The sequence below is a fragment of the Parageobacillus galactosidasius genome, from assembly GCF_002217735.1.
Taxonomy (GTDB): Bacteria; Bacillota; Bacilli; order Bacillales; family Anoxybacillaceae; genus Parageobacillus_B; species Parageobacillus_B toebii.
Genome location: NZ_NDYL01000002.1, coordinates 1,454,473 through 1,471,151, shown reverse-complemented (window position 1 = coordinate 1,471,151; position 16,679 = coordinate 1,454,473). Strand labels below are relative to the sequence as shown.

The 16,679-nt window shown below is 42.0% G+C and carries 20 protein-coding genes and 1 pseudogene; 13 read left to right on the top strand and 8 right to left on the bottom strand.

Going from position 1 to position 16,679, the window contains the following annotated elements; translation table 11 throughout:
- The first annotated feature begins 118 nt into the window (after window positions 1-118).
- Complete coding sequence (gene lipA, locus B9L23_RS17110; RefSeq protein WP_015864977.1) at window positions 119-1,015, top strand: lipoyl synthase; 897 nt, start codon at window positions 119-121, stop codon at window positions 1,013-1,015.
- A gap of 64 nt (window positions 1,016-1,079) precedes the next feature.
- Here the strand turns inward: lipA and B9L23_RS17105 are convergent, their stop codons facing one another.
- Window positions 1,080-1,766 carry a YhcN/YlaJ family sporulation lipoprotein gene (locus B9L23_RS17105; protein WP_081189136.1) on the bottom strand — a complete coding sequence of 229 codons (687 nt, stop codon included), beginning with the start codon at window positions 1,764-1,766 and terminating at the stop codon, window positions 1,080-1,082.
- 112 nt (window positions 1,767-1,878) lie between these two features.
- Between B9L23_RS17105 and B9L23_RS17100 the strand changes: the two genes are divergently transcribed.
- Window positions 1,879-2,154, top strand: coding sequence for a YutD family protein (locus B9L23_RS17100; RefSeq protein WP_015864975.1), 276 nt, complete (start codon window positions 1,879-1,881; stop codon window positions 2,152-2,154).
- Between the two features lie 42 nt (window positions 2,155-2,196).
- Here B9L23_RS17100 and B9L23_RS17095 read toward each other — a convergent pair whose 3' ends face one another.
- Together B9L23_RS17095 and B9L23_RS17090 are read right to left on the bottom strand one after the other, a co-directional pair.
- Window positions 2,197-2,478: a cytosolic protein gene (locus B9L23_RS17095; protein WP_081189135.1), complete on the bottom strand. Its 282-nt coding sequence runs from the start codon at window positions 2,476-2,478 to the stop codon at window positions 2,197-2,199.
- A gap of 57 nt (window positions 2,479-2,535) precedes the next feature.
- Window positions 2,536-2,805: a DUF3055 domain-containing protein gene (locus B9L23_RS17090; RefSeq protein WP_015864974.1), complete on the bottom strand. Its 270-nt coding sequence runs from the start codon at window positions 2,803-2,805 to the stop codon at window positions 2,536-2,538.
- Window positions 2,806-2,923: 118 nt separating this feature from the next.
- Here B9L23_RS17090 and hepT point away from each other — a divergent pair, with 118 nt between their 5' ends.
- The gene (gene hepT / locus B9L23_RS17085) at window positions 2,924-3,361 is read left to right on the top strand and encodes a type VII toxin-antitoxin system HepT family RNase toxin (RefSeq protein ID WP_015864973.1); all 438 of its coding nucleotides are present in this window, start codon (window positions 2,924-2,926) and stop codon (window positions 3,359-3,361) included.
- Window positions 3,362-3,590: 229 nt separating this feature from the next.
- Window positions 3,591-4,361, top strand: coding sequence for a TIGR01457 family HAD-type hydrolase (locus B9L23_RS17080; RefSeq protein WP_041269973.1), 771 nt, complete (start codon window positions 3,591-3,593; stop codon window positions 4,359-4,361).
- Window positions 4,362-4,413: 52 nt separating this feature from the next.
- Here the strand turns inward: B9L23_RS17080 and B9L23_RS17075 are convergent, their stop codons facing one another.
- A complete protein-coding gene (locus B9L23_RS17075) occupies window positions 4,414-4,911 on the bottom strand; it encodes a phosphatidylglycerophosphatase A family protein (RefSeq protein ID WP_015864971.1) in 498 nt (165 codons plus the stop codon).
- A 160-nt stretch (window positions 4,912-5,071) separates the two neighbouring features.
- On the opposite strand from B9L23_RS17075, the gene yutH reads away from it, so the two are divergent.
- The 5 genes from yutH (at window position 5,072) to thrB (ending at window position 10,617) form a co-directional block, all read left to right on the top strand.
- The gene (gene yutH, locus B9L23_RS17070) at window positions 5,072-6,082 is read left to right on the top strand and encodes a spore coat putative kinase YutH (RefSeq protein ID WP_089098066.1); all 1,011 of its coding nucleotides are present in this window, start codon (window positions 5,072-5,074) and stop codon (window positions 6,080-6,082) included.
- Between the two features lie 91 nt (window positions 6,083-6,173).
- Window positions 6,174-7,157, top strand: coding sequence for a 2-hydroxyacid dehydrogenase (locus tag B9L23_RS17065; protein ID WP_081189134.1), 984 nt, complete (start codon window positions 6,174-6,176; stop codon window positions 7,155-7,157).
- Window positions 7,158-7,346: 189 nt separating this feature from the next.
- Complete coding sequence (locus B9L23_RS17060; protein ID WP_062678091.1) at window positions 7,347-8,645, top strand: homoserine dehydrogenase; 1,299 nt, start codon at window positions 7,347-7,349, stop codon at window positions 8,643-8,645.
- Window positions 8,645-9,706 (top strand): threonine synthase, encoded by a 1,062-nt coding sequence (thrC, locus tag B9L23_RS17055; protein ID WP_062678092.1) that lies wholly within the window; start codon window positions 8,645-8,647, stop codon window positions 9,704-9,706. The genes B9L23_RS17060 and thrC overlap by 1 nt, the downstream gene beginning before the upstream one ends.
- The gene (gene thrB, locus B9L23_RS17050; protein WP_089098065.1) at window positions 9,703-10,617 is read left to right on the top strand and encodes a homoserine kinase; all 915 of its coding nucleotides are present in this window, start codon (window positions 9,703-9,705) and stop codon (window positions 10,615-10,617) included. Before thrC ends, thrB begins: the two co-directional genes overlap by 4 nt.
- A gap of 50 nt (window positions 10,618-10,667) precedes the next feature.
- On the opposite strand, the pseudogene B9L23_RS17045 reads toward thrB, so the two are convergent.
- Window positions 10,668-10,969: pseudogene (locus B9L23_RS17045) on the bottom strand (NifU family protein); the annotation flags it as partial.
- Window positions 10,970-10,999: 30 nt separating this feature from the next.
- Between B9L23_RS17045 and B9L23_RS17040 the strand changes: the two are divergent.
- Window positions 11,000-11,323, top strand: a complete 324-nt coding sequence (locus B9L23_RS17040; RefSeq protein WP_015864964.1) for a YuzD family protein — start codon at window positions 11,000-11,002, stop codon at window positions 11,321-11,323.
- Window positions 11,324-11,363: 40 nt separating this feature from the next.
- Here B9L23_RS17040 and B9L23_RS17035 read toward each other — a convergent pair whose 3' ends face one another.
- On the bottom strand, window positions 11,364-12,434 hold the full coding sequence (locus tag B9L23_RS17035) for an NAD(P)/FAD-dependent oxidoreductase (protein ID WP_015864963.1): 1,071 nt from the start codon (window positions 12,432-12,434) through the stop codon (window positions 11,364-11,366).
- Between the two features lie 193 nt (window positions 12,435-12,627).
- On the opposite strand from B9L23_RS17035, the gene B9L23_RS17030 reads away from it, so the two are divergent.
- From B9L23_RS17030 to B9L23_RS17020, 3 genes are all read left to right on the top strand, one after another.
- Window positions 12,628-12,867: a YuzB family protein gene (locus tag B9L23_RS17030; RefSeq protein WP_015864962.1), complete on the top strand. Its 240-nt coding sequence runs from the start codon at window positions 12,628-12,630 to the stop codon at window positions 12,865-12,867.
- A 243-nt stretch (window positions 12,868-13,110) separates the two neighbouring features.
- Window positions 13,111-13,965, top strand: coding sequence for a diaminopimelate epimerase (dapF, locus tag B9L23_RS17025; RefSeq protein ID WP_015864961.1), 855 nt, complete (start codon window positions 13,111-13,113; stop codon window positions 13,963-13,965).
- A gap of 54 nt (window positions 13,966-14,019) precedes the next feature.
- Window positions 14,020-14,382, top strand: a complete 363-nt coding sequence (locus B9L23_RS17020; protein ID WP_062755831.1) for a HesB/IscA family protein — start codon at window positions 14,020-14,022, stop codon at window positions 14,380-14,382.
- 384 nt (window positions 14,383-14,766) lie between these two features.
- Here B9L23_RS17020 and B9L23_RS17015 read toward each other — a convergent pair whose 3' ends face one another.
- Window positions 14,767-15,522 (bottom strand): CAP domain-containing protein, encoded by a 756-nt coding sequence (locus B9L23_RS17015; protein WP_245842442.1) that lies wholly within the window; start codon window positions 15,520-15,522, stop codon window positions 14,767-14,769.
- A 147-nt stretch (window positions 15,523-15,669) separates the two neighbouring features.
- Window positions 15,670-16,662 carry an NAD(P)/FAD-dependent oxidoreductase gene (locus B9L23_RS17010; protein WP_062755834.1) on the bottom strand — a complete coding sequence of 331 codons (993 nt, stop codon included), beginning with the start codon at window positions 16,660-16,662 and terminating at the stop codon, window positions 15,670-15,672.
- Between the last annotated feature and the right edge of the window lie 17 nt (window positions 16,663-16,679).

The following is a 16,679-nucleotide window of genomic DNA, read 5'->3' as shown; positions in this document are numbered from 1 at the left end:
GATTCGCTTATTTCATAAATGTTAAAATGCGGAAAGTGAGGTGTGACTAATTTCTTTGTGTTTATTTGCTGTTTTTTTTATAATGAAAAATATAAATAAAACTATTGGAGTGAGAACAATGGCAACAAATGAAGAGCACCTTCGCAAACCGGAATGGTTAAAAATAAAGCTGAATACAAATGAAAATTATACTGGCTTAAAGAAATTGATGCGTGAAAACCGGTTACATACCGTATGCGAAGAAGCAAAATGCCCAAACATTCATGAATGTTGGGCGGTACGAAGAACGGCAACATTTATGATCTTAGGGAACGTATGTACTCGTGCGTGCCGCTTTTGCGCGGTAAAAACAGGATTACCAACGGAACTAGATTGGCAAGAGCCGGAACGTGTTGCCGAATCGGTTCGCCTTATGAACTTAAAACACGTTGTTGTCACTGCTGTCGCTCGCGATGACTTGAAAGATGGAGGAGCGGCTGTATTTGCGGAAACGGTCCGTGCCATCCGCCGCAAAAATCCATTTACGACGATTGAAGTGCTTCCTTCCGATATGGGTGGAGTATATGAGAACTTAAAAACATTAATGGATGCACGTCCAGATATTTTAAACCATAATATTGAAACGGTTCGCCGATTAACGCCAAGAGTGCGCGCACGCGCGACATATGAGCGCTCGCTTGAATTTTTGCGCCGCGCGAAAGAATTGCAGCCGGACATTCCAACCAAGTCGAGTATTATGGTCGGCCTTGGGGAAACAAAAGAAGAAATTATTGAGGCAATGGATGATTTGCGCGCCAATCATGTGGATATTTTAACGATCGGCCAATATTTACAGCCAACGAAAAAGCATTTGAAAGTAGTGAAATATTACCATCCAGACGAATTTAGAGAATTAAAAGAAATCGCATTAAGCAAAGGATTTACTCATTGCGAAGCTGGTCCGCTCGTTCGCTCTTCTTATCATGCAGACGAACAAGTAAATGCGGCTTCGGCAGCACGGCAGATGAAAGCGTAAAACGTGTGTAAAAAACGGTCTTGCCTTCATCGAGATGAAGACAGACCGTTTTTCTGTTCTCAGGTTATCGGTTCATTTTTGCAGGCTTTGGCGTACCATCATGGAAGTCACGATCAAGACGGTCGTTTGTTTCGTTAATCATTTCCCCATTTTCGTTTTCCCCGTCACTTAGTTTGCGGCCTTGCGGATATTTCAGCATTCTTTGAATCGTTGCATCGATAATTTGATCGATATTTCGGCTGTTGGAATCTAAACGTCCAAAGCGCTCGATATCTTTCATGAGGCTTGGATCATCAGCCACATAGACATGATAATAGCGCGGAACGACAGAAAGAGCTGTCTTTTTTACTTGGTCTGCTGTTTCCTGACGATTTTTTGTATCTGTATCATAAACGATCAATACTTCTTCGTCTGTTACTAATGTGGCGACATCCTTAACGTTCGGCAGTTGTGTACAAAGCTTGCTGATTAAATCAGCCGCGCGCTCGCGATTGAACGTTGGCATATTGTTATATAAGTTTGCATCACCGCGAACAGGGCTTTGTTGATGGCGGACATAGCCAAAATTGTTCATTCGTGCATCGTCGCCGTTTGGCACTCCTCTTTCATTATATAAATCGTTGCGATCGGTGACGTTCATCGTATTACCGCTTCGTTTATATACATCGGTATTGTTATCTTGTCCCATTTGCGCACAGCCTGCTAATGTTACAGCTGTACCTAATGTGACCGTAAGCAATGTTTTTCTCATTGCAAACACCCCCTTCACCTTCAGGATGTTCCTCTTTATGAACTTTGATAACAGTAATTGATTGGGAACGTTTCATCGTTTATGATGAAAGTGGAAAGGCAAGGTGAAAAGGATGATATGCATTAACAATATATGTTATGAATTAGTGGAAAACGTGAAAAATGCGTTTAATGAAGAGGCGTTTCGTGCGCGATATGCAGATATTTTAAGTAAGTATGACTATATTGTGGGAGACTGGGGATACAACCAACTTCGTTTGCGCGGATTTTTTGATGATCATAACCAAAAAGCAACATATGATACGAAAATTAGCACATTATCAGAATATTTGTATGAATATTGCAATTTTGGTTGTGCGTATTTTGTGCTTCGTAAGGTAAAACGATAAAACAAAACGCGGCTATCCTTTTTATGAGGATAGCCGCAACTATTATGCTTGACCGTATGGGAATTGTTCATTTTCCCGCGGGTCATCGTGCGGCGGATGCGCGCCAGGGTCTTGTCTTGGAATGTCTTGGTGGAATGATTTGTATTCGTAGTTAAAAGCACTATAGTAACGCTGTCCCTTTTTCCACGGGGTGCTTTTGTTTTGCACTGGTTCGTTTGCGCGGCGCGGAGAACCGTACGGTCCTTCTGGAAATTCTTCGGCCGTTAAAAAATTTTTCTGTTTTTCCACGGTGGAAAAATCGCTATACTTTTCCTTTTCCTGCATTTGTTTCACCTTCCTCAGGATGGGGATTATTTATAATGTCCCCTAATGAGAAAGCAGCTATGAAATGCATTCGTATAAAAATGATCGTAAATCGTTGGCATCTTCTTCACTCAAGCGGTAAGCATGTTCCAAATATCCCGGTTCTTCTAAATCGTCTTGTCCAATAATTGCAAAACGGTTGCTTTGCAAATCAAGGACTAAATATTTTCCGTAAAAACGATCTGTTTGGATAATGGCTAAATCAAATCGTTGCCGTTCTCCTAAAAAACTGACAAAACGCGTTTTCGTATTGACCGTATCGTCATATAAGTAAAAACGCTCGTTCATAAACTCCGCCCTCCAGTAAGAAATGTGCGTACTTCCATCATAACAAACGATATGAGAAATGTCTCGTATTCGTATAATTATGGTACAATAAAAAAAACAAATACTAGGAGGAATAATGATGTACTTTGTAGATCGCAATAAAATCGAAGAAACATTACGTTATATGGAAAAGCTGTTACATATTTATAAACAAAAGCCATCGTGGGATGATGAATTGTCTCAACTTGTTCTTGAGCGTATTGTTCATTTAGTGATTGAAGCAATTTTAGATGTCGGAAATGCGATGATCGATGGTTTTATTATGAGAGACCCAGGCAGTTACGAAGATATTATCGATATTTTAACGGATGAACGGGTTATAACGGCGGATGATGCAAAAGGATTAAAAGCGATCATTGGCTATCGGAAAATGCTTGTTCATCATTATACGAATGTCGACCACGCAAAATTGCTTGAGGAAGTGCAAAAACATTTTCCAGCTCTGCAAGCATATCCATCCGCTATTCGCACGTATTTAGAAAACGAGCTTGGTCCCGTGTCCGCGTTCCGCAATTGATGGATCGTTTAGCAAACACGTCTCCAATGTTAACTTGTACCAAGGAGACTTCCACTCCATTTATCGGATAGAAATAGATATTCTCCTTCTGCGTGGAGACTTCTTTGTAAAGCCCCCCCGCTTCTAAATGGAATACAGTCGGGAGGGTATTGGGGCGTGCTTGCTTTTTGACATTTTTCATTTCTTTTTATAAGTTTGTTACGTGATGATCAATAAAGAGGTGAAGATGTTGAAAAAGTATAAAGGATATTTGATCGATTTAGACGGAACAATGTATCGAGGAACAGAATGTATCGCGGAAGCTCGTGATTTTGTAAAAGAGCTGTATCGAAAAGGCATTCCGTATTTATTTGTCACGAATAACTCCTCGCGCACACCGGCACAAGTGGCGGAGAAATTGCAGTCATTCGGCGTTCCAGCAACAGAAGAACATGTGTTTACAACAAGCCAAGCGACAGCAAACTATATTTTTGAAAAAAAACCGGATGCTTCTGTTTACGTGATTGGTGAAGAAGGAATTCGCACAGCTCTTGAAGAAAAAGGATTTACTTTTGCGAAAGAAGACGCTGAATTTGTCGTGATGGGAATTGACAGAAGCATTACATATGAAAAACTTGCCATCGCTTGTTTAGCCGTTCGCAATGGCGCAACGTTTATTTCGACAAATGCCGATATTGCGATTCCGACAGAACGAGGATTGTTGCCGGGAAACGGTTCTCTCACGGCTGTTGTTGCTGTGTCGACCCAAGTGCAGCCTATTTTTATTGGAAAACCGGAAAAAATTATTATGGAACAAGCGCTAAAAGTGTTGGGAGTGCCGAGAGAGGAAACATTAATGATCGGCGATTACTACGATACCGATATTATGGCGGGAATGAATGCGGGAATGGACACGCTTCTTGTCCATACGGGAGTAACGACAAAAGAACTGTTGCAACGATATGAAAAACAGCCAACATATACGGCCGATTCACTAAAAGAATGGATGGATCGCATTTAAAAAACGCCGCTCTAACGAAGAGCGGCGTTTTTTCTTTTCGCTAAAGCGCCGCTTACTCCACATTCGCCGCTCGATGGGCTAAGCGGCTTGAGGCAGCGGCAGCAATAGCGCCGACAATATCGTCTAAAAACGTATTGCACTTTCCTGTTGATTTATCATTTAAGTATTTCAAAATGCCTGGCTTTTGTTTATCAATATATCCATAATTGGTGAAACCGATGGAGCCGTATACGTTTACGATCGAAAGCGCTAAAATCTCGTCCACTCCATATAAACCTTCGTCACGCTGAATAATAGACTGCAACGGCTCATCTAATTTGCCTTCTTCTGCTAATTTATCAAGCTGGATGCCAGTGAGTATCGCGTTTTGTACTTCACGCTTGGCAATCACGCGGTTCACATTTTCAATACATTCTTCTAGTTTCAAATTTGGATGGTATTTCGATTGTAAATAATATACAAGTTCAGCGATGTCTTTGATTGTAACCCCGCGTTCTTCCAGCCATTGGCGGGCGGTTTGTTCAAGATTGTTCATAATTGGTTCTTTCATGGGCGTCACCTGTTTCTTTAAGGAGTTATTTTTTATTATATATGTTTATCATGGCATAAATGTGCCGTTTCTGTAAACTTTGATGCTTGCAAATATGGGAAAAAACAGATTTTTTTGCAAATGAATTCATATATTGCTTTTATAAGGAGGGAGAGAAGTGATGCAAGAATTTATTCGTCATGAATACGAAATTTCGGCAGAAAGAATGGGGAAAATTGGACGATATTATACATTTCTATACAAAAATCAATATTATACCGTTATTCCTGTACATGGGCGTACGGAAGCGGAAATAGAGGAATTGCAGAAAATGAGCCATTATTTGATATCGAAAGGAGATGTCACTGTCGCATCGTTTGTTCCAACCAAGTCAGGAGAGCTGGTTGCTTACAACGCCAGACAGCCCATTGTTATGGTTCGTACGTCCATTCCGCCATATGCAAGAAATATCTCGATTGGTCGGGAATTAGCGAAATTTCATCAGCGTGGCCGCACTTGTCCTATTTCGATTATTCATTGTCGGCGGATAGGCCAATGGAAAGAATTTTGGGGAACACGCCTTGATCAGATGGAGCAATTTTGGAGAAGAAAAATAGAGATGGGAATTACTACTATGTTTGATCGTCTTTTTATTGAATCATTTCCATATTATCTTGGCTTGGCGGAAAATGCGATTCAATATGTAGCGGATACGGAGTTAGATGAGGAGCCTGTCGGTATTGACTATGCAACTTTTTGCCATGAACGGTTGCCGGATGCAAAGTGGATAGAGGGAAAGGAGCATAAGTTAGCGACGGATTGGGTATATGATCATTGTGCAAGAGATTTGGCGGAGTGGGTTCGGCAAATATACACAAAAAGACAAAATGCTTCTGTGGAAAGAATCCGGCAATTTTTTCGAGACTATGAACAGGTCACCCCGTTATCGGCATTTGCCTGGCGCTTAATTTATGCACGGCTTCTTTTCCCGCTTCATTATTTTGAATGTGTGGAAGGGTATTATATATCAGAAGGAGAGAGAGAAAAACAAGCATATGAACAAACGTTACGTCATATTGTCAACCATTCCCGAGAGCATGAACAATTTCTCGCGTCATTTGTGGATATTGTCGGACTGTCGAACCGCCGGCTTCATCTTCCGAAAATTGATTGGTTTTCTCACGTATCATAATAGCGATGATCACGGAATCATCGTTTTTTTTTTATGATAATGGCGCAATTATGATAAGATAGAAAAAAATACATAAAAGAAGGTGAGCGTTATGGGTCGACCATATGTGTTTATTACAAGAAAGCTTCCCGATGATATTATCGCTCCGATCAAAGATATCGCCGAAGTAGCGATGTGGCCGCATGACGATATACCAGTTTCTCGCGATGTGTTAATCAATGAGGCGAAAAAAGCAGATGCGTTATTAACAATGGTATCGGATGTCATTGATCAAGAGGTATTAAAAGCGGGAAAATCGTTAAAAGTCGTTGCAAACATGGGGGTCGGATTTGATAATATCGATGTCCCGGCCGCGACAAAATATGGAATTGCTGTTTGCAATACTCCCGATGTACTAACAGATACAACCGCTGACTTAACGTTTGCCTTGTTGTTGGCAGCCGCCCGCCGTATAGTGGAGGCAGCGCAATTTATCAAAGAAGGAAAATGGAAAAGCTGGAGTCCATTTTTATTAGCTGGTGTGGATGTCCATCACAAAACGATCGGTATTGTCGGCATGGGGAAAATCGGGCAGGCTGTTGCAAAACGGGCAGCCGGTTTTGATATGAATATTTTGTACCACAATCGTTCCCGCAACATAGAAGCAGAAAAGCAGCTTGGCGCGACATATTGCTCGTTTCAAGAGTTATTGGCAACCGCTGATTTTGTTGTTTGCTTAACGCCGTTAACCAATGAGACACGTCATATGTTTAACAGGGAAGCATTTCGCAAAATGAAACAATCCGCGATATTTATCAATGCGTCAAGAGGGGCGGTCGTTGATGAACAAGCTTTATATGATGCGCTTGTAAGCGGAGAAATTGCCGGAGCAGGATTAGATGTATTTGAACATGAACCGATTGACGCTTCCCATCCGTTATTGACATTAAAAAACGTTGTTGCATTGCCGCACATTGGAAGTGCAACGGGAGAAACACGTACAAAGATGATGGAATTAGCTAGCCGAAATATTATTGCCGTGTTGCAAGGAAAACAGCCTGAAACGCTTGTAAACAAAGAGTGGAATTCACGATAAAGCGGTCCTATGAAGCAGGGCTGCCTATTTTTTGTAAAAAATTATCCGAATTTACTTGATATTAAACGTTTTCAATATTTATTATAAAAATTAGTCATTTTAGTCATTGTAAAACAAAGCAATATCTTTTATAATGTCTACTATAGAAAAACAAATGTTTATTCAGGAGATACAGAAAGGCGGGGGAATATGGAAAAGCCAATCTTAGTTGGTTTATTAGGATTAGGTACTGTTGGGAGCGGTGTTGTAAAAATTATTGAAAATCATCAAGAACGGCTGATGCATCAAGTAGGTTGTCCGGTGCAAATCAAAAAAATTCTTGTAAGAGATATATATAAAAAACGGGACGTGCGCGTGGAACCATCGTTGTTGACAACAAATGTTACAGACGTCATTGATGATCCAGAAATCGATGTCATTATCGAAGTAATGGGAGGAATCGAGGAAACTCGTCAATATTTGCTTCGCGCATTGCGGCAAGGCAAGCATGTGGTGACGGCAAATAAAGATTTAATGGCATTGTATGGGTCAGAGTTGTTGGCAGTGGCAGTGGAAAATCACTGTGATTTATTTTATGAAGCAAGTGTTGCTGGAGGAATTCCGATTTTGCGCAGCCTTGTTGATGGCCTTGCTTCGGACCGCATTACGAAAATGATGGGGATTGTAAATGGAACAACAAACTATATTTTAACAAAAATGTGTAAATACGGTGCATCCTATGAAGAAGTATTGGCAGAAGCACAAGCGCTTGGATATGCGGAAGCAGATCCAACCGCGGATGTAGAAGGATTAGACGCAGCAAGAAAAATGGCTATTTTAGCCCGTCTCGGATTTTCCATGAACATTGATTTAGATGATGTTCAAGTAAAAGGAATAACATCGATTACGGAAGAAGACCTTAACTACAGCAAACGTCTCGGTTACACGATGAAATTAATCGGCATTGCTAAGCGTGATGGAAATAAAGTAGAAGTAAGCGTCCAGCCGACATTGCTTCCTGATTCCCATCCGCTTGCGTCCGTTAATGATGAATACAACGCGGTATATGTGTATGGCGAAGCGGTCGGCGAGACGATGTTTTATGGGCCTGGAGCGGGAAGTTTGCCAACAGCGACTGCTGTTGTTTCTGATTTAGTGGCCGTCATGAAAAATATGAGATTGGGAGTAAACGGATGCAATGCCGTTGCACCGCAGTACGAAAAGCAGCTAAAATCCGCATCAGAAATTTTTTCGAAATACTTTTTGCGTATTCATGTGAAAGATCAAGTTGGTGCGTTTGCGAAAATTACGGCACTATTTTCTGAACGCGGTGTTAGCTTCGAAAAAATTTTACAATTGCCTTTAAAAGAAGATGGGCTTGCGGAAATCGTAATCGTTACTCATCGTGCGTCACAAAAAGATTACGAGGACATTTTACAGCAATTGCGTGATTTAGAAATTGTTCATGAAGTAAAGAGCTCGTATCGCGTTGAAGGAGAGGGAAAATAATGACATGGAAAGGGCTGTTGCAGGCGTACGGTGAATTTTTGCCAATCAATGAAAATACCCCGATGCTTTCTTTAAACGAAGGAAATACACCGCTTATTCCGCTGCCACGGCTATCGGAAAAGCTTGATGTGGAATTGTACGTAAAAGTGGAAGGCGCAAATCCGACGGGATCGTTTAAAGACCGCGGCATGGTGATGGCGGTCGCAAAGGCGAAAGAAGCGGGCAGCCATACGATTATTTGCGCTTCGACAGGCAATACGTCCGCTTCTGCTGCGGCTTACGCGGCAAGAGCAGGGTTGCGCTGTATTGTCGTGATTCCGAATGGCAAAATTGCAATGGGAAAACTAGCCCAGGCAGTTATGTACGGAGCAGAAATTTTTGCGATTGAGGGAAACTTTGATGAAGCGTTAAAAATGGTGCGCCGCCTTAGCGATATCGCCCCGATTACCCTTGTCAACTCGGTAAATCCATATCGTATCGAGGGGCAGAAAACAGCGGCATTCGAGGTTTGCGACCAGCTTGGCAAAGCGCCGGATGTGCTTGCGATTCCGGTCGGCAATGCCGGGAATATTACCGCTTATTGGAAGGGATTTAAAGAGTATCATGCGGCGAAACAAACTGGTCTTCCGCAAATGCGCGGATTCGAGGCGGAGGGAGCGGCGGCGATTGTCCGCAATCAAGTGATTGAGCATCCGGAAACGATCGCAACGGCGATTCGTATTGGCAATCCGGCAAGCTGGGAAAAAGCGGTGCAAGCGGCAACGGAATCAAATGGAAAAATCGATGAAGTATCGGATGCGGAAATTTTAGAAGCGTATAAACTGCTTGCGCGGGAGGAAGGAATTTTTGCTGAACCTGCTTCTTGCGCATCCATTGCGGGAGTGATCAAGCAACGGAAGCGGAATGAAATTAGAAAGGGAAGCACCGTTGTGGCGGTGTTGACAGGAAATGGGCTGAAAGATCCGGCAATTGCGATGGAAACAGCGGAAATTGAACCAACCGTACTTCCGAATGATGAGGCGATTGTGTTTGAGCATATTCAAGGAGTTGTCCATCAATGAAAGAAGATGGGATGTTAAAAATCGTCGTCCCAGCAAGCACGGCGAATTTAGGTCCTGGTTTTGATTCGATTGGTCTCGCAGTATCCCGTTATTTGACGTTAGAAGTCAGGTTGGCAGATGAATGGAAGTTTATTCCCCGATCTCCTGAAGTGGAAGCAATTCCGCCGGGAACAGACAATTTAATTTATCAAGTGGCGGCGCAAGTCGCTCAAACATACGGGCGTACGTTGCCGAGCTGTGCGGTCGATGTATATAGTGATATTCCATTTACGCGCGGCTTAGGAAGCAGTGCAGCAGCAGTGGTAGCGGGAATTGAGCTGGCCAATGAGCTTGCAGGTCTGTCGCTGACTTTAGAGCAAAAAATGAGGTTGGCCAGCTGTTATGAAGGGCATCCGGATAATGTCGGCGCTTCTTTATATGGAGGGCTTGTCATTGGCAGTCATCGCCAAGAAGAGACAAATATCGTTCATGTCCCAAACGTGCAATTCGATTTAGTCGCTGTCATCCCTTCGTATGAGCTAGAAACAAAAAAAGCCCGCAGCGTTTTGCCACAGCTGCTGGCGCGCCAAGAGGCCGTCGAGGCAAGTGCGGTCAGCAACGTATTAGTCGCGGCGTTATTAACGAAAAATTGGGAACTTGCCGGAAAAATGATGGCAGCTGATTTATTTCATCAGCCTTATCGTAAAGAACTTGTCCCGCAGCTATCGCTTGTAGAGACGTTGGCTGCGCGATACGGAGCGTTTGGGGCGGCATTAAGCGGGGCGGGTCCTACCGTTCTTGCTTTTGCCGAACCTGGAAAAGGAGAAAGCTTAAAAGAAAAATTGCTTCCGCACTTTCCAGATTGTGCGGTAGAATCCCTGAAGGTGGCACAAAAAGGCAGTCAAGTATATAAGCTGGCGCTTGAAAAATAACAGCGGTTTCCATTGGGAAACCGCTGTTATTTTTGGCATGAACCTCGTGATTAGAATACTTGTTCTACTTCGACAACGCCTGGTACTTCCTCTAAGAGTGCGCGTTCAATTCCGGCTTTTAATGTAATCGTTGAGCTTGGGCAGCTTCCGCATGCACCGAGCAAGCGTAATTTGACAACACCGTCTTCAACGTCGATTAATTCGCAGTCCCCGCCGTCACGAAGCAAAAACGGGCGCAGTTTATCCAAAACTTCTTGCACTTGTTCTTTGATTTCTTGATCCGTCATTTTTATCGACTCCTTTCTTTAAGTTTATTATAATCATGATAAAGAAAAAAATCTAATAATAAATTTTGTTTTTATGATATGAAAGGTGGAAATATATGACGCTGAAGCAAGTAGAAATATGCGTATATGGTGCCGATGTGATTTGTCCATCTTGTGTGCAATTGCCATCTTCTAAAGAAACATATGAATGGCTAGAAGCAGCTATTAAACGGAAATATCCAGACCAGCCGTTTTCCATTACGTATATTGATATTTTTAACCCACCAGAAGATGATGAGGAGAAAAAGGCGTTTGCCAAAAAAGTGATCGAAGAAGATTTATTTTACCCTGTTATTGTGATTGAGGGTGCCATTGTCGGAGAAGGAAACCCAAAGCTAAAGGCGATTTATGCAGAAATGGAGAAGTATGGTTATCGATGATAAAAAGGGGGATCTTGGAACGAAGATCTCCCTTTTTTCATTAATAACCGTTGTGATATTTATACATCCATAATACTCCTGATTTTAACAATCTAGGGACTCTCCCGGTGATTGGACGATCAGCGAGAAGGCCGAATCCATGTTTTCTGCCGAGCGACCCGAGAATACCTTTTAATTTAATTGGCGGGAATTCGCTCGGTGGCTCTTCTCCTTTCCAACGTTTTTGTAATACTTGAACGATTTGCTCCGCTTGCCCTTCTGCAAGCTGCGCGCTTGGAGAGTGCGGCAAACTTGCGCAATCACCAACTACGTATACATTTTCATATCCAGGAATGTGATGTTGTTTCGTTAAAATAACACGGCCTTGTTTGTCTTTCTCTACTGGCAAGTTTCTGACGACACGGTTTGGCTGTATTCCCGCTGTCCATACAATGACATCGCAATGAACCGGATGATCGTGATTATAAAGAGTATGTTCTTCTACTTTTGTAATGTTAGAACCGCGAACGATTTCAATATCGTGTTGTTTAAACCAACTTTCCACATAGTTGCTGAGCCGTTTTGGAAACATTGGCAAAATTCGTTCTCCGCGGTCAAACAGTTTGACGTGCAAATCAGGGCGGCTTTCGGCTAATTCACTTGCTAATTCAACGCCGCTTAGTCCCGCACCGACAATTCCGACAATAGCGCCAGGCGGTAAATTATTTAATGCTTCGTATGCCGCTCGCGCTTTCTCAATCGATTGAATGCTATGTGTAAATGTTTCAGCGCCTGGGACGCCGTGGTATTTATCTTCACATCCTAATCCAATCACTAAATCATCATACTGGATACTGCTTCCATCTTGCAATTGTACGTTTTGATGGTTGAGATCAATGTTTACGACCTCACCGAAACGGTAGGTAAGACGCGGATGTTCTGGAAATGGAACGCGAATATGATGATCGCTAATCGTTCCTGCTGCGAGTGCATAATACTCTGTTTTTAAACAATGATATGGAATACGGTCGACGAGTGTAATGTGAACATCTTCTGGTAAATGGTTTGGGAGGAGGCGAAGCAAAATTCGCATATTTCCGTATCCTCCACCGAGCAGCACAAGGTGTCTCATCGTAAAATACCCCTTTTATCGTTTTATAAAACGCAAAATGCCATAAAAAAGTATAACGAAATTGTGGCAAAATAACAACAATTTTTCGGAAAGCATTGACAAAGGAAGAAGATATAATGGCAAACGAAGTGTCTGAATTGACGTTTCTAAAAAAAACCGTTACGATGAAAAACAGTAGGAAGGTGAGAAAACGATGATTCAGCCAATGATTGAGTTTTGCATCAGCAATTTAGCGAGCGGATCGCAAAAAGCGTTAGAAATACTAGAAAAGGATCCTAATTTGGATATTATAGAATACAGCTGTTTAAGCTACTGCACTCGATGTGCGGAAACTCTTTTCGCTTTAGTCAATGGCGAAATCGTAACCGGAGATACTCCTGAACAGCTAGTAGAAAATATTTATCGTTATTTAGAGGAAAATCCGATGTTTTGAACGAAAGGAAGCGGCTATATCGATTAGCCGCTGTTTTTATTAACTATTTTTACCGTACATCGATCATTCTTTGAATATTATATGTATAGTATGTACTCGCTGTGACATAAAAAACGAGGATGTCCCATCAGACATCCTCTTTAAGGTGTATATTATGAAAAAACGGGGGATATTCTCATTGTGTCCCGTTTATTTTCGATTTATACTTATGTATAAAAAATTTTTTATTTCAAGGAGGAAATAATGAATAAATTTTCGTTTACAAAAATGCATGGGCTCGGCAATAGTTATATATATGTAAATATGTTTGAAGAAACAATTCCAGAATCATTATTATCGTCCTTAGCGGTGAAAGTATCCAACGTAAATACCGGAATCGGAGCGGATGGCATGATTCTCATTTGCCCGTCAGAAGTAGCTCCGGTAAAAATGCGGATTTTTAATAGCGATGGTTCTGAAGGGAAAAATTGCGGCAATGGCTTGCGTTGTGTCGCAAAATATGCATATGAGCATGGAATGGTAAAAGACCGATCCTTTTTTATTGAAACATTGTCCGGACTCGTGAAGGCAGAGGTTACCGTAGAAAATGGAGCCGTTACAAACGTTACCATTGATATGGGAAAGCCGCGTTTAAAGCGGAGCGAGATCCCGATGATTGGTCTGGATGCGGAACGAGTCGTTGCAGAACCGTTTGAAGTCGATGGAAAACAGTATGAAATTACAGCCGTTTCGATGGGAAACCCTCATGTCATTTTTTACGTGGATGATATCACAACAGCGCCGGTAACGACACTTGGTCCGATTGTGGAAAAGGACGAGCGGTTTCCTGAAGGGGTAAATGTCGAATTCGTCGAGGTGGTAAACGACCATGAACTCCATTTTCGCGTATGGGAGCGCGGCTCTGGAGTGACGCAAGCTTGCGGTACAGGGGCGTGTGCAGCTGTTGTTGCTTCCGTATTAAATGGAAAAACAGCGCGAAATAAAGAAACGGTCGTCCATTTGGCAGGCGGGGATTTAATCATTACATGGACGGATGAGGGAAATGTGCGGATGACAGGACCGGCGGAAACGATTTGTACAGGTGTGTATTACTATTAAATATTTGAGAAACATGTATGGAAAGCGATATACTATCCATAAGGAGGGATCGCAATGGCTGATATTATTACACTTACAGAAGCAGCTGCGTTTCAAATTAAAGACATGATGAAAGAACATGAGGAAGAAGGAGCATACCTTCGCATTGGAGTGAAAGGCGGCGGCTGCAGCGGTTTATCGTATGGAATGGGATTTGAACATGAACGTCATGAAGACGATCACGAATTTGAACAGCACGGAATTAAAATTCTAGTCGATAAAGAAAGCGCGCCTATTTTACAAGGAACGGTGATTGACTATAAACAATCGTTAATGGGAGGCGGCTTTACGATTAACAATCCGAATGCGATCGCCACATGCGGTTGCGGTTCATCGTTTAGAACAGCAACGAATGCAGGCACGCCGGAACAGTGCTAAACGGATAAACGGTGTATATCAATGTTTAGAAACGGGATATTATTCCGTTCAATCAAAGGCAAACATAAACGCATAGCCTCGCCGGGGGTTGATAATCATGCTAGAGAATCGGCGTGTCCGCAAGCGTGTACAAACTAATGACCCTAAAATTTGCGGAATAGGATTGTGAATAACGGCCTTCTTACCGATGAATATCGAATTTCGCCGGTAAGAAGGTTTTTTATTTGGCTTTAAGGCGAAAGAAGAAACGGGCGAATAGATGTGTAAACGATAAGCAATGCCAGAAGCTAGAACAATCTGGTAATCACTAGGAAACGAGTAGAGGGATTGCGAGTGAATATAAAGAAAGAGAACGACTAATCCTATTTGGACTCCTTTTTTTATCTATTTACCGATGAACATTTGTGTCCAAATATTTTCAGTTTGCTCAAAACCTACTCCAATGTGAGTAAACTGTCTATTCAAAATGTTTGCTCTGTGGCCAGGGCTATTCATCCAAGCAGCAACAACCTCTTGTGGAGTACGTTGGCCTTTAGCAATGTTTTCCCCTGCTGCTTTGTAAGTAACGCCAGAATCCCTCATCATATCAAAAGGAGAACCATAAGTTGGACTTGTATGTGAGAAATAATGGTTTTGTTGCATATCTTGTGATTTCTTCTGAGCCACAGCACTTAGCTGAGCATCCACTTTTAAAGCAGGAAGACCTGCTCGAGCTCTTTCTCTGTTCGTTAATTCAATTACTTGTTGAGCATATTGACTGATTCCTGCAGAAGTTTGCGCTTGTTGCTGCTGAGTTGGCGTCTGTTGTTTAGGTTGAGTTTGTTGCCATTGTGTCGGCGTTTGCAGTTGATTCGGTGGTAGTGTGTATTGTCTTCTTTGTTGATTCAATTGTTGCTGAAGCCTTGCTTGCCACTCAGCTGCTTGTTTAGGGTCCACTTCAACGAATTTGTATTTTGCTTCTTGGATCAATACCGCTCTTGTATGAGGATATTTGTTGCTTGGTATTGATGTATACGAAGCGGAAATATTCATGTTTTTATTATCATTATTGTCATTACGGTCTTTATCCATTATGTTACACGCTGTAAGTCCCATTACTAGGGCAGAAACTGCGAAAAATCCAGTCACTTTCTTTATCAATCGTAACGCCTCCTAAAGGTATGATTTTTTACACCTTTAGTTTTTATATCTTTGACAGAAAGTAAAGATGGGAATAACTGTGACAAATGGAAAAGGGATGCTTTTGTCAATAAAGCATCCCTTTCGTTTGGCGGACATATCGGAAAATTAGAACAACGAAGTGGAATGAGCCGGCTGCATTCTCGCTGTTGGGTCGATATACGTTTTTGCGCTGCTGATTGCGATCGGCGCTTCGCCGAATCCGCAAGCAATGAGTTTTATTTTTCCTTCATATGTGCATATATCGCCAGCAGCGTAAACGCCAGGAATATTTGTTTCCATTTTGGAGTTAACCTTTATGGAGTTTTTCTCAATTTCAAGTCCCCAGTTTTTAATTGGCCCAAGCGAGGAAATAAAGCCATAGTTCACAATCAGTGCATCGATTTCAATCGTTTCGCGCAGACCGTCTTTCACATGTTCGATGACAACTTGGCGAATGCCCTTTTCGTCACCGATTAACTCCACAGGGACAAATGGAGTTTTCACATTGACTGTGGAATTCATCAATGTTTCCACACTATGTTCATGAGCGCGGAATTTATCGCGTCGATGTACAATCGTCACTTTTTCAGCGATTGGTTCTAGCATAAGCGACCAGTCCACAGCGGAATCTCCGCCGCCGCAAACGAGTACTTTTTGCCCTTTAAATTGATTTAAATCATTAATGAAGTAGTATAAATTTTTTCCTTCATATTGCGTTGCATTCTCTAATTCAAGGCGTCGAGGCTGGAAGGCGCCGTTTCCTGCGGTAATAACAACAGTTTTGGAATAATGTATTTCTTTGTTTGTCGTTAATTTAAATGTTCCATCTTCCAATTTTTCTAACATTTCCACTGATTGATCAAGACAAACAGTTGGTGAAAATTTCTCCATTTGTTCTTTTAAATGATCAATCAATTCTTGAGCGCGTACTTTAGGAAATCCAGCAACATCATATATGTATTTTTCAGGATAAAGAGCAGACAGTTGTCCTCCTAATTGCGGCAAGCTTTCGATAATTTTTACGCTCATCTGCCTTAATCCCCCGTAAAAAGCGGCAAACAGCCCGACCGGTCCGCCTCCTATAATGGTAACATCATATATTTTTTGGTCTTCTTTCATTATCAAAGATTCCTCCC

Coding starts and splice junctions, on each gene's coding strand:
- B9L23_RS17035 (WP_015864963.1), bottom strand. CDS start 12,434: ATGAGACACCTTGTGCTGCTCGGTGGAGGATACGGAAATATGCGAATT.
- B9L23_RS17105 (WP_081189136.1), bottom strand. CDS start 1,766: ATGAGAAAAACATTGCTTACGGTCACATTAGGTACAGCTGTAACATTA.
- B9L23_RS17075 (WP_015864971.1), bottom strand. CDS start 4,911: ATGAAAGAACCAATTATGAACAATCTTGAACAAACCGCCCGCCAATGG.
- B9L23_RS17020 (WP_062755831.1), top strand. CDS start 14,020: ATGGCTGATATTATTACACTTACAGAAGCAGCTGCGTTTCAAATTAAA.
- B9L23_RS17065 (WP_081189134.1), top strand. CDS start 6,174: ATGGGTCGACCATATGTGTTTATTACAAGAAAGCTTCCCGATGATATT.
- thrB (WP_089098065.1), top strand. CDS start 9,703: ATGAAAGAAGATGGGATGTTAAAAATCGTCGTCCCAGCAAGCACGGCG.
- thrC (WP_062678092.1), top strand. CDS start 8,645: ATGACATGGAAAGGGCTGTTGCAGGCGTACGGTGAATTTTTGCCAATC.
- hepT (WP_015864973.1), top strand. CDS start 2,924: ATGTACTTTGTAGATCGCAATAAAATCGAAGAAACATTACGTTATATG.
- dapF (WP_015864961.1), top strand. CDS start 13,111: ATGAATAAATTTTCGTTTACAAAAATGCATGGGCTCGGCAATAGTTAT.
- B9L23_RS17030 (WP_015864962.1), top strand. CDS start 12,628: ATGATTCAGCCAATGATTGAGTTTTGCATCAGCAATTTAGCGAGCGGA.
- B9L23_RS17090 (WP_015864974.1), bottom strand. CDS start 2,805: ATGAACGAGCGTTTTTACTTATATGACGATACGGTCAATACGAAAACG.
- B9L23_RS17040 (WP_015864964.1), top strand. CDS start 11,000: ATGACGCTGAAGCAAGTAGAAATATGCGTATATGGTGCCGATGTGATT.
- B9L23_RS17100 (WP_015864975.1), top strand. CDS start 1,879: ATGATATGCATTAACAATATATGTTATGAATTAGTGGAAAACGTGAAA.
- B9L23_RS17060 (WP_062678091.1), top strand. CDS start 7,347: ATGGAAAAGCCAATCTTAGTTGGTTTATTAGGATTAGGTACTGTTGGG.
- lipA (WP_015864977.1), top strand. CDS start 119: ATGGCAACAAATGAAGAGCACCTTCGCAAACCGGAATGGTTAAAAATA.
- B9L23_RS17010 (WP_062755834.1), bottom strand. CDS start 16,662: ATGAAAGAAGACCAAAAAATATATGATGTTACCATTATAGGAGGCGGA.
- B9L23_RS17095 (WP_081189135.1), bottom strand. CDS start 2,478: ATGCAGGAAAAGGAAAAGTATAGCGATTTTTCCACCGTGGAAAAACAG.
- yutH (WP_089098066.1), top strand. CDS start 5,072: ATGCAAGAATTTATTCGTCATGAATACGAAATTTCGGCAGAAAGAATG.